The sequence below is a fragment of the Gemmatimonas sp. genome (assembly GCF_044376735.1).
In the GTDB taxonomy this organism is placed as follows: domain Bacteria; phylum Gemmatimonadota; class Gemmatimonadetes; order Gemmatimonadales; family Gemmatimonadaceae; genus Gemmatimonas.
Window position 1 is genome coordinate 1 of the sequence record NZ_JBILKJ010000095.1, and the last position, 10,380, is coordinate 10,380.

General features: G+C 67.4%; 8 protein-coding genes. 4 read left to right on the forward strand and 4 right to left on the reverse strand.

Annotated features, from left to right (window positions below; translation table 11 throughout):
• On the forward strand, window positions 1-1,092 hold a 1,092-nt coding region (locus tag ACIRA7_RS11860), incomplete at its 5' end, for a dipeptidase (RefSeq protein ID WP_396221054.1).
• A 48-nt stretch (window positions 1,093-1,140) separates the two neighbouring features.
• On the opposite strand, the gene rho is transcribed toward ACIRA7_RS11860, so the two are convergent.
• The gene (gene rho, locus ACIRA7_RS11865) at window positions 1,141-3,096 is read right to left on the reverse strand and encodes a transcription termination factor Rho (RefSeq protein WP_396221055.1); all 1,956 of its coding nucleotides are present in this window, start codon (window positions 3,094-3,096) and stop codon (window positions 1,141-1,143) included.
• A 381-nt stretch (window positions 3,097-3,477) separates the two neighbouring features.
• Here rho and ACIRA7_RS11870 point away from each other — a divergent pair, with 381 nt between their 5' ends.
• Together ACIRA7_RS11870 and ACIRA7_RS11875 are read left to right on the forward strand one after the other, a co-directional pair.
• Window positions 3,478-4,071, forward strand: a complete 594-nt coding sequence (locus tag ACIRA7_RS11870; protein ID WP_396221056.1) for a hypothetical protein — start codon at window positions 3,478-3,480, stop codon at window positions 4,069-4,071.
• Between the two features lie 98 nt (window positions 4,072-4,169).
• Window positions 4,170-4,484: a carboxymuconolactone decarboxylase family protein gene (locus ACIRA7_RS11875; protein WP_396221061.1), complete on the forward strand. Its 315-nt coding sequence runs from the start codon at window positions 4,170-4,172 to the stop codon at window positions 4,482-4,484.
• Window positions 4,485-4,497: 13 nt separating this feature from the next.
• On the opposite strand, the gene ACIRA7_RS11880 is transcribed toward ACIRA7_RS11875, so the two are convergent.
• Window positions 4,498-5,394, reverse strand: a complete 897-nt coding sequence (locus ACIRA7_RS11880; protein ID WP_396221057.1) for a polysaccharide deacetylase family protein — start codon at window positions 5,392-5,394, stop codon at window positions 4,498-4,500.
• 245 nt (window positions 5,395-5,639) lie between these two features.
• Here ACIRA7_RS11880 and ACIRA7_RS11885 point away from each other — a divergent pair, with 245 nt between their 5' ends.
• Complete coding sequence (locus tag ACIRA7_RS11885) at window positions 5,640-7,958, forward strand: penicillin-binding protein 1A (RefSeq protein ID WP_396221058.1); 2,319 nt, start codon at window positions 5,640-5,642, stop codon at window positions 7,956-7,958.
• Here ACIRA7_RS11885 and ACIRA7_RS11890 read toward each other — a convergent pair.
• Window positions 7,955-9,259: a DUF1501 domain-containing protein gene (locus ACIRA7_RS11890; protein ID WP_396221059.1), complete on the reverse strand. Its 1,305-nt coding sequence runs from the start codon at window positions 9,257-9,259 to the stop codon at window positions 7,955-7,957. The genes ACIRA7_RS11885 and ACIRA7_RS11890 overlap by 4 nt on opposite strands.
• A 14-nt stretch (window positions 9,260-9,273) precedes the next feature.
• The coding region (locus ACIRA7_RS11895; RefSeq protein WP_396221060.1) for a DUF1800 domain-containing protein at window positions 9,274-10,380 on the reverse strand (1,107 nt) is incomplete at its 5' end.

Here is a 10,380-nt window from a genome sequence, read left to right on the forward strand (position 1 = left end):
CTCGAGTTGTGGACCTCGCCCGCGTTCGAGCCCACCGTGCGCGACGGGCGCATCTACGCGCGTGGATCGGTGGACGACAAGGGACAGCTGTATCTGCACCTCAAGGCGCTCGAGGCGCACCTCGCTGTGCGCGGCACATTGCCGGTGAACGTGATTGTGCTGGCCGAAGGCGAGGAGGAAGTCGGCAGCGAGAACCTCGAGCAGTTCCTCGAGCGCGAGAAGGTGCGGCTTGCCTGTGATGCCGTCGTGATCTCCGACTCCACCATGTTCGCCCCGGGGATTCCCAGTATCCTGTCGTCGCTGCGCGGGATGGCGTATCTCGAGATCAACGTGCGCGGGGCCAACGGCGATCTGCACTCGGGCATGTACGGCGGCGCGGTGGTCAATCCGGCCATGGCGCTCGCGCGCATTCTCGCCAGCATGCACGATGCCAGCGGGCGCATCGCCATTCCGGGCTTCTACGACGAGGTGCGTCCGTTCCCCGACCCGGTGCTCGCGCAGATGCGCGAATTGCCGTTCAGCGACGACCAGCTCATGCACGAGGTCGGCGTCACCGCACTGGGTGGTGAGCCTGGATACACGACGCTCGAGCGGTTGTGGACACGGCCGACCTGCGAAGTGAACGGTATGCTGAGCGGCTACACCGGTGAGGGGGCCAAGACCGTGCTCCCCGCCGTGTCGATGGCCAAAGTCAGCTTCCGCCTCGTGCCCGATCAGAGCCCCGATGCCATCGCCGCGCTCGTGCGGGCGCATGTCGAGCGCGTGGCGCCGGCTGGCGTGACGGTGACCGTCGAGAACCTGCACGGTGGACGCCCGTGGCGGGCCGATCTCAAGGGGCCGATCATCGAGGCGGGCAAGCGTGCCCTCGAAGCGGCCTTCGGGCGAGCGCCGGTCATCACCGGCGAAGGCGGAAGTATTCCCGTGGTCGGTGACTTCGAGCGCATTCTGGGCGCGCCCGTGCTCCTCATGGGCTTCGGTCTGCCCGGTGAGAATGCCCACGCCCCCGACGAGTGGATCAGTGTTGAGAACTACCTCGGTGGCATCCGCGCCGCCGCCACGCTCCTCGACGAGTACCGGGCGGCGACGCGGTAGTGCAACCCCATCGCCGGCGCGCCGTTGCCGATGCGCCGGCGATGGGACTCAGAGCCCGTCCAGCAATGAATCGTTGTTCGTGGTGGCCGCGATGCGCTTGATGAGCCACTCCATGCCGGCTTGCGGCGGGAGCTGATGCAACCCGCGACGCAGTAGGTGCACCTTCTCGAGCTGATCGGGGCGATAGAGCTTCTCTTCGCGCCGCGTGCCGCTGGTGCCGATGTCGAACGCCGGGAAAATGCGTCGGTCGGCCAGCGAGCGATCCAGCTTGATCTCGCAGTTACCGGTGCCCTTGAACTCCTCGAAGATCACATCGTCCATGCGCGAGCCGGTCTCGACCAGCGCGGTCGAGATGATCGTGAGCGATCCGCCACCATGCTGTGGAGCGATCATGCGGGCCGATCCGAAGAACGCCTTCGGCTTCTGCATCGCGTTGCTGTCGAGACCACCGGACATCGTGCGGCCGGTGCCACGCTCCACGGTGTTGTACGCCCGGGCCAGACGGGTGATCGAGTCGAGCACGATCACGACATCCTTGCCCTGTTCCACCAGGCGGCGGGCGCGTTCGAGTGTCATCTCGGCCACCTCCACGTGACGCTTCGGCGGCATGTCGAAGCTGGAGGCCACGACCTCGCCGTAGCCCCACGTGATCATCTCGCTCACCTCTTCCGGACGCTCGTCCACGAGCAGCACGAGTAGCGCCGCTTCGGGATGATTGACCGCCACGCCTTCCACGATCGCCTGCAGGAGCGTGGTCTTACCGGCGCGGGCCGGGGCCACGATGAGCGCGCGCTGGCCGTATCCGATCGGTGCGATCAGGTCGATCGCACGACGCGTCAGTTCGGGGCCGGTCTTGGCCGGGCGACCGGTTTCCAGCGTCAGCTTCCGATCAGGGTAGCTGGCCGTCAGCGTATTGAAATCGGCGCGCTTCTCGAGCACGACGGGCGAGCCGTCGTTGAGCTGCTGCACCTCGATCAGGACCTGACGACCGCGCGGGTCGCGGCCGTATGTCGCCTCGAGCTTGTCACCACGACGCAACTGGTGCAAGCGCACCAGGGCCGGCGGCACGAAGGGATCGGACGGGTCGGGCAGGTAGCTGTTGATCGGGCGCCGGAGGAACCCGCCATCACGCGACGGATCGAACCAGCCGGACATCGTCCCGTCAACCACCGTGGGCGTAGCGGGCACTGACTGCGCCCGCTCGCCACCACCGTCGACCCCCTGCGGACGCCCCTCGCCGCCACCACCGCGACGGAAGCGATTGCGTCCGCGGCGGCCATTCCGACGGAACGCGGCGTCGCCGCCACGATCCGGGCTGTTTCGGTCGCCGCGCTCACCACCACGATCGGGGGCGCGATCCGGTCGGTCCTGCGGCGTGCCCGGCGCGCCAGGCGCCGCACCCGCGCTGCCCTCAGGGCGTTCGCCGCGCGGTCCACGCTCGCCTCGCTCGTGGCGACGACGGCCACGGTCACGTTGACGGCCACCGCGGTCGGGGCGGTCGGGACGGTCCGGGCGCTCGGGGCGCTCGCCATAGGGACGGTCCGAACGCAGCTCAGGCTGTTCTACGCTGCTCGCGGGCGGGTTGGCTGGGCGGTCGAAGGCGCGATCATACCGATCGGCGCTTTCCTGACGCGGGCGCTCGGCCGCCGGATCGAAGAAGGCCGCTGGAGCCAGTGGCTCCGATCGCGGTTCGGAACGAGGCTCACGCCGAGGCTCCGGGCGCGACTCGCTGCGAGGGGCCGGAGCAGCGGGAGCGGCTGCCCGTTCCGCGCTGGCCGGGGCATCGCCGGCGGTGGAGGCATCGGCCGCGGGGCGACGCGGCGGGCGACCGCGGCGCGGTCGGGGCGTCTCGTCGGGCGCTCCCGCCGTCGGCGGCGGTGGCGCGGCTTCCTTCGGCGCGGGCGCCGACGGTGCATCGAGATACGGATTGTCGTCCCCACCGGAATCGGAGGACGGCGCGGCACTGGCGCGGCTGCGGCGAATGGGGCGTTTGCGTTCGGTCATTCGAAAACTGCGAGTGGTACAGGGGGCTCCGTTCCGATTTGGAAGGGAGCGCGAGGCCACGGCAGGCATGAAGGCATACGTCGCCATGGGCCGAAACTTCGATGCCCGGGTCGGGCTCGAGATGCGCGAGAAGCGCGGATGTTGCGGGTCGCTTTGGACGGGTGGAGTCGTTCCGTCGCACTTGCCGGAAATGCCGTGCTTGCCTTCCGGTACCACGGGGGGTGAGACCCGGGTGTAGCCAGCCGATGTCGGTGGGCTCGCGACGCACGCTTCGAACCGCGTCGCGTCACACTAGGAGTATTACGATCCTCCCCCAATCGCGCAACCCATTAATCCGGCCTGTGACCTGACCGAATCGAAAGACCTGTCTACTTTTCCAACATGATCGCTCCCCCTCTCGACCTCCCGGCGGCCCTCGCGGACGCGGTGGGCGCCTACGAAGCCTCCGGAAATGTCGGTGCTCTCATGGAGCGCCTTCACACGCTCCGGGCCACCGTTATGCCCGATGCCCTCGTCGCGGCCGCCGAGCCGTGGCTCCATATGCCTGAAGTCGTTGGCCCGCTGTACGAGCGGGTCGTCGATGAACAGCCGACCAACGCCCGCGCGCTGGTCATTCTGGCCAACGCCTACTGGCTCTCCGGCCGTGGCCCGGACGTCGTCGGCGATCTGGCCAGTCGTGCACTGGCGTCCGATCCGCACAACCGCGGGGCCTGGCACATGTGGGCGCTCACCGAGTCGAATCAACGCGATCGCACGATCCGCTGGCTGCAGGTGACGCAGCGCTTTCCCGACGATCTGCTGGCCAAGGCCGCACTCGCCGACAACGCGAGTTCGCTCGCGGCTGCCGAGCATGACAAGGAAGCCCTCGCCCTCGCCATCGCCGCGTATGAAGAGCTGTGGGCCAATTCCCCCAACGAACAGCAGCGCGCGGCGCTCGAAACGGCGCTCACCACCCTCCGCAACTACTCGCTGTGACCGACGCGTCGACGCCCAACACTCCGCCGCACGACCACGTGGCGAGCGCCCCCGGTGAAAGCGACGCCCTCGCCGAGTTTCGGCAGTTCCGCGAGCGCATGAACACGCGCATCCTGGGCGAGAACAATCTCGTCATTAATCGCTTCTTCAACCTCGACGGCCGCGCCTACGAAGGCGGTGCCCTGAGCGTGAAGACCAAGGAGCTGCTCGGCCTGGTGGCCTCGCTCGTGCTGCGCTGCGATGATTGCATCACGTACCACATCGTGCGCTGCGCCGAAGAAGGCGTGTCGCGCGACGAAGTGTTCGAGACGATGAGCATCGGACTCATTGTCGGCGGCAGCATCGTGATCCCGCATCTGCGGCGCGCCGTCGATCGCTGGGACGAAACCGAGACGATGCGGGCCACGCCCTAACCACCGGCGCGCGCTACGGCTTCGCGACGGTCTTCGGATTGCCGTCGGAGACGTAGCGCGCCCACGCGCCGGGTTTGTCCATCTGGTCGAGAGTTATGGACAGCGAGGTGCCGCCCTGCAGCGGCACCCGCGGCAACGACGTCGGATTGAACGCCGGATCGAACGGACTGCGCGCTGGACCACCAGATACTTCGAGCACGGCATCGTGCTGGTAGCGTACGGTGCGCTTGTCCTTCGCGTCGTACCACGAGCCCTGAATCGCGAGCGCCCGGTTCTTCGGCCACAATCCGTAGGGGAGCGCCAACCCGCGCACCCGGTAGCCGGGCACGGCGGAATCGATCGCCATCGCACCACGCGCCAGCTGTTCCTGCACGACCGCATCGGAGTACTTGCTGAGCTTCGCGTGCCACAACGTGTGGTTGCACAGCTCGAAACCCTGCTGGACCAGAAACTGCACCTTCTTGAAGCGCCACGCGGTCTGCTGACCATCGATGCCCTTGTCGCCGAAGAAGGCGTGACCCGCTTCCGCGGCCGGCATCAGGCAGAACAGTCCCTTCGCCTTCCAGTCCGGGTGTGCCGCGACGAAATCGAGCAGCATGCCGACGGCGCTCGTGGGATCCACCACGAGCCTGCCGTTGCGCTCGAGGTAGCGGAACTGGCTCGGTGACGCATCGTCGAAGGTCAGCAGCACCGGCGACTTGCCGGCCGGCACGTCCATCGTCTTGTCGAGGAGCTCCGACAGGTTTACCGGCACGTAGCCGCGCGCATGCAGTTCGCGCAGTTCGGCGCGGAAGCGCTCGCGCGACACCTTGTACGTGCCGTCGACGGTGACGACCTGATGCCACTCCACGATCGGGATGCGTCCCAGCTCATTGGGAACACGCGGGCCCGTCGGCGTCGTCAGCGGCACGTTGGCGGATGGTGCCTTCGCCGGTGGTGCCTTTTTCGGCGCATCAGGCTGAGCCTTGGCACTTTCCGGGTGCTCGGGTCGTAGGACTGCACGCGGACGCGTGTGAGCCGTCGCCGGAAGCGGGGCTGCAGCAACCAGGACGGCTGCTCCTACTGTCTGTATGAAGTTCGAAACGCGCGGCGTGATGCGGACGGTGCAGTAGCGGATGAGACGTTCCTGACGTGCAATGATCGCAGAGGAGTGTGATGGAAGCTGAAGCTAACAACACGCCGGCATCGGCCGCGACACCGGTCGCGACCTCGGCTGTGTCGTGGCGCACACGGCTGTTCAAGCTCTCGCTCTATACCGGGGCGCTCGTCGTTGCTGGTACCCTCACCACCGCATCATGGTGGTGGTCGTGCGGCTGGCAGGGCTGCCCAACACCGGCCCAGCTGCGCGCGTGGAAGCCCACCGAGGGCGGTGCCCTGCTGGCGCGCGACAGTGCGTTCGTCAGTGCGCTCTCGCCCGTGAATCGTACGAACGTTCCGCTCAGCCGTGTCCCGGCACAGGTGCAGGCGGCCTTCATCGCGGTCGAAGATCGGCGCTTCCACGCCCATCACGGGGTCGACTGGTACGGGGTCGGTCGCGCAACAGTGGCCAACATCACCGCCGGCAGCGTGCGCGAAGGGGCCAGCACGATCACCATGCAGCTCGCCCGCAACGTATTCCTCGGCAATCGTGCCACCGAGCGCACGTTCGGTCGCAAGTTGCTCGAATGGCGCTACGCCACGCTGCTGGAGGGATCGCTCTCCAAGCAGGACATCCTCGAGCGCTATCTCAACGCGATCTATCTCGGCAACGGCGTGTACGGTGTTGAGGGGGCGAGCCGAGACCTCTTCGGCAAGTCAGTGGCCGACGTCTCGCTCAGTGAAGCGGCGATGCTGGCCGGCCTCCCCAAGGCGCCGTCATCGTATTCGCCGCGGCGTGACAAGCGGCGCGCGATGGCCCGTCGCGCCGTCGTGTTCGATGTGCTGCTCCGTGAAGGCGTGGCCGACAGCGCCACGATTCAGGCCGTGCGCAGCAAGCCGCTCAAGCTGGCGCGTGCGGAATGGGTGCCGGCACGGGCCGTGGATTCGTGGGCCGTGGAAGCGGTGCGCGTCACGCTCGATTCCTTGCGCAACGCCGGGGTGATTCCCAAGGCGCTCAACGACGCGCAGCTGCGCGTGTGGAGCACGATCGATCGCCGCGCGCAGATCGCCGGCGAGCGCGTGATCGCGTCCGGGGCCTGGCAGATCGATCAGGAGCGCGCGTACGGTGGCTTCTCCGTGAGCAGCGCCGGTTCGCGCACGCAGGGCGCGCTGGTCGCGCTCGACCCCGTCACCGGCGCGCTGCGCGCCGTCGTCGGTGGCCGTCGCCTCGAGCGAAAAGGCTTCAACCGCGCGCTGCGTGCCACGCGGCAGCCGGGCAGCACCTTCAAGCCGTTCGTGTACGCCGAAGCGCTGCGGCAGGGCTTCACCGCTGCCTCCATGCTCGAAGACGAACCGGTCGAGATCGACATCGGTCGCACCACGTGGACGCCCGCCAACTACGGCGACGAGTACGCGGGACACATCACCATGCGTGACGCCCTGGCGCGTTCCGCCAACGCGGCCACGGTGCGCCTCAGCAACAAGTTGAGCGTGCAGCGGATCGCCGATCTGGCACATGCGCAGGGCATCGTCAGCGACCTCCCCATCGTGCCCGCACTCGCACTCGGCGCGGGAGCGGTCACGCCGCTCGAACTCACCGCCGCCTACGCCCCATTCGGCAACGGCGGCACGCGTGTGCATCCGTATCTGGTGGAACGCGTGGAAGACCAATTCGGACGCGTGATCTGGAGTCATCCGCGCGGCGTCGGCGTCAAAGTGCTCGAAGAAACCGACGCCTTTCTGATCACGTCGTTGCTGCAGGGTGTCGTGGATCGCGGCACCGGTCGTCCCGTGCGCGATGCGGGCATTCGCGGGCCGGTGGCCGGCAAAACCGGCACCACCAACGAAGGCACCGACGTCTGGTTCGTGGGGTACACGCCCACGCTCGTCGCCAGCGTCTGGTTCGGCGCCGATGATCCGCAGCCGCTCGGCTGGAACGCGTCGGGTGGTCGTCTGGCCGCGCCGGTGTGGGCGCGATTCCTGCGCGACGGTTGGCACAGTCCAGAGGACGACAGCGCGTGGGTGCAGCCCGCTGGTATCGAGACGAAGCAGATCGACATCGGCACCGGCAAGCTGGCGAGCGATTGGTGCGGACCATCACGTCGCGAGTTCTTCGTGCGCGGCAGCGCTCCGAAGGAATCGTGTGAGAACGATCCGTATCTCGCGATGCGCGACGCCGAGCCGCCCGACTGGCATGATCGCACCAATGAGGGATCGGGCGAGATCGACCCCGCGCAGATCGCCGAGGCCGTAGGCAGCGTCCTTGAATCCATCGGGGGCAACGCGAAGGCCCGCGCTGCGGCCGACCGCATCATCAGCGAGCTACGCAAAGCACAGCGTCATGCCGCTCGCGAAGTGAAACGGGAAGCCGATCGCGTACGTCGCGAGCGCGACTAGAGCACCCCCAGCCAGTCTTTCTCGAAGCCACCATAGCCCGGGAAGATGGTCGGCAGCTGTGCCGCGCCGAGATGCTTCGACGCAATCTCACTGAACACGGCGCGGAAGTCGGTCGTGAGGGCGAGGTCGCGTCCTTCATAGAGCTGTTCCGGGGCGAGCCCCGGCCACCGGCCGTATACCGTCTTCGCCGACCGCAGCGACCCACCGATCACGAACATCGCGCCGGCGTGACCGTGGTCGGTGCCGCCCGTACCGTTCTGTCGCACCGTGCGGCCGAACTCGGAGCAGGTGAGAATCACCACATCGTCCATGCGGTCGCCGAGGTCGGCGACCAGTGCGGCGATGCTCAGCGAGAAGTCGCCGAGGCGCGTGGCCAGCTGGCCCTGGGCACCACCCTGATTCACGTGTGTATCCCACCCGCCCACGTCGGCGAAGGCGACTTCGAGTCCTACGCCCGACTTGATCAACTGCGCGATCTGCAGCAACCGTTGACCGAATGGCGAACGCGGATACGCCACGCCGGCGGCGGGCCGGTACTGCTGCGGATTGGCGGCCCGCAGCACCTTGAGCGCCTCGAACATGTCGCTGCCGCTGCCGTGCACGAGGTCTGCCGACCCCGTGCGGTACAGCGCTTCAATGCGACGCTGCGCTGCACCACCGTTGGTGCGGATCGAGAATTCGTCGATGGAATTCATCGCCACCACCGGACTCGCACCCTCGAGAATGCGCGGCGTCTGCGCCGTCATGGCGACCGCACGGAACGGCGCGCTCGCACCAGGCGCACATGTTGACGCCTCGCAGGTCCCTTCCACCGCGAGATAGCGATTGAGCCAGCCATCGACCGTCCCTTTGCGGTCGGGTGTGCCGGTTTCCATGTAGTCCTGCGCATCGAAGTGCGAGCGCGTGGCGCTCGGACTTCCCACGGCATGAATCGGCGCCAGCAGGCCGCGATCCCACAGCGGCTTGAACGACGCCAGCGAGGGATGCAGCCCGAAAAACCCGTCGAGATCGATCGCGCCCGCCGCATTCGCCGAGCCGCCGACGCGCGCCGGCGTGGCAATCGCCAACTGCGGCCGCGCCGCGTAGTAATTCCTGTCGCCGAACGGCACCAGCACGTTGAGTGCGTCGGCCGCGCCGCGCTGAAAGAGCACGATCAGCGTCTTACCGCGCGCCGCCCGCGGCAAGTCCATCGCCAGGGCGGTGCGCCGCAGGAAACTCGGCGACAGCCCAAGGGTGACCAGCGATAGCGCACCACCCTTGAGAAACACCCGGCGATTCACGGGATTATTGAAGAGAGACATGATCGTATCTCCGCTCAGCGGCGTTGGAATTCAGGAGCCCCGAGCGCGAGGCCAACGATCTGTGCGAATCCCGTGAGTGACGGCAATGATCCGATCGACTGGGTGAGCGTGCCACCGCGTTCCGGTCGTACCGCTTCGCGACCTGCTGCCTGTTGCTGCTGTGCTACGGGCGCGCGTGCGGCGCGCCGTTCACTGGCGGCCTGCTTGCGCGCGTTCGCCGTCATCTCCCCGCTGGCCACACCACCCATCATCGTCGCATCGTCGTCGCCGGTGAGCAGCGAGTCGTTGGCGCCACCGTGCGACTGCAGAAACGGATTGGTGCCCGTGAGCAGGACTTGACGCGTGTCCGACGAGACCGCCCCGCCGAACAGTTCCTTGATCACGGCGTCCACCTGCTCCTCGCGTGATGACGTCGCGACCTGCGCGGTGAGCGGCCATGCCGACAGCTTGATGCCCGGCACGCGCGCTGAAGCGGTGGCCAGTCCGAAGTTGATGCGATTGAGAATCGCCCCGGTGTTCATCCAGGCGTCGCCGGTTTCCGGATAGCCATTCGGCGCCTGATGGCCGAAGAGCGGCTGCCCCAACCGGCTCACCAGCTGCGACGTGCGGGGGGTGGCATCAGGCGGCGCGTTCATCGCCCGCATCGTGCTCGTCACCAGTTCGAACGGCGACTTCACCTTGGCGCGGTAACTCGCCGACGCGAAGAACTCGGGGCTCGTCACGATGGTGCGCACCACCTCGCGGATGTCGCCATTGGTCCGACGGAATATGGCCGACGCGCGCTCCACCAGTGCCGCCGGCGGTGTGTCGCTCACGAAACGACGCGCCAACTTGGTGGCGATGAACTTCGCCGTACTTGGATGCGACGCCAGCAAATCGAGCACCGCTTCCCCTTCCTCGACGCCCGTGTTCGCCGGGAATGTCTTGCCGAGGATGGTCTTGGCACTCGCGTCATGCACCTCACCACGGAAGACAAAGCCGCCGCCCTGCGCACCGCGCGCGATCGTCCATCCGGTGAGGGCGCGCGCCACCTCGATCACATCCTGCTGCGTGTAGCCGCCGTCCACGCCCAACGTGTGCAGCTCCATCAGTTCGCGCGCGTAGTTCTCGTTCAGCCCGCG

What these genes read in the sequence shown, in the direction of transcription:
- rho (WP_396221055.1), bottom strand. Translation starts at nt 3,096, where the DNA reads ATGACCGAACGCAAACGCCCCATTCGCCGCAGCCGCGCCAGTGCCGCG.
- ACIRA7_RS11875 (WP_396221061.1), top strand. Translation starts at nt 4,170, where the DNA reads ATGAACACGCGCATCCTGGGCGAGAACAATCTCGTCATTAATCGCTTC.
- ACIRA7_RS11870 (WP_396221056.1), top strand. Translation starts at nt 3,478, where the DNA reads ATGATCGCTCCCCCTCTCGACCTCCCGGCGGCCCTCGCGGACGCGGTG.
- ACIRA7_RS11885 (WP_396221058.1), top strand. Translation starts at nt 5,640, where the DNA reads ATGGAAGCTGAAGCTAACAACACGCCGGCATCGGCCGCGACACCGGTC.
- ACIRA7_RS11890 (WP_396221059.1), bottom strand. Translation starts at nt 9,259, where the DNA reads ATGTCTCTCTTCAATAATCCCGTGAATCGCCGGGTGTTTCTCAAGGGT.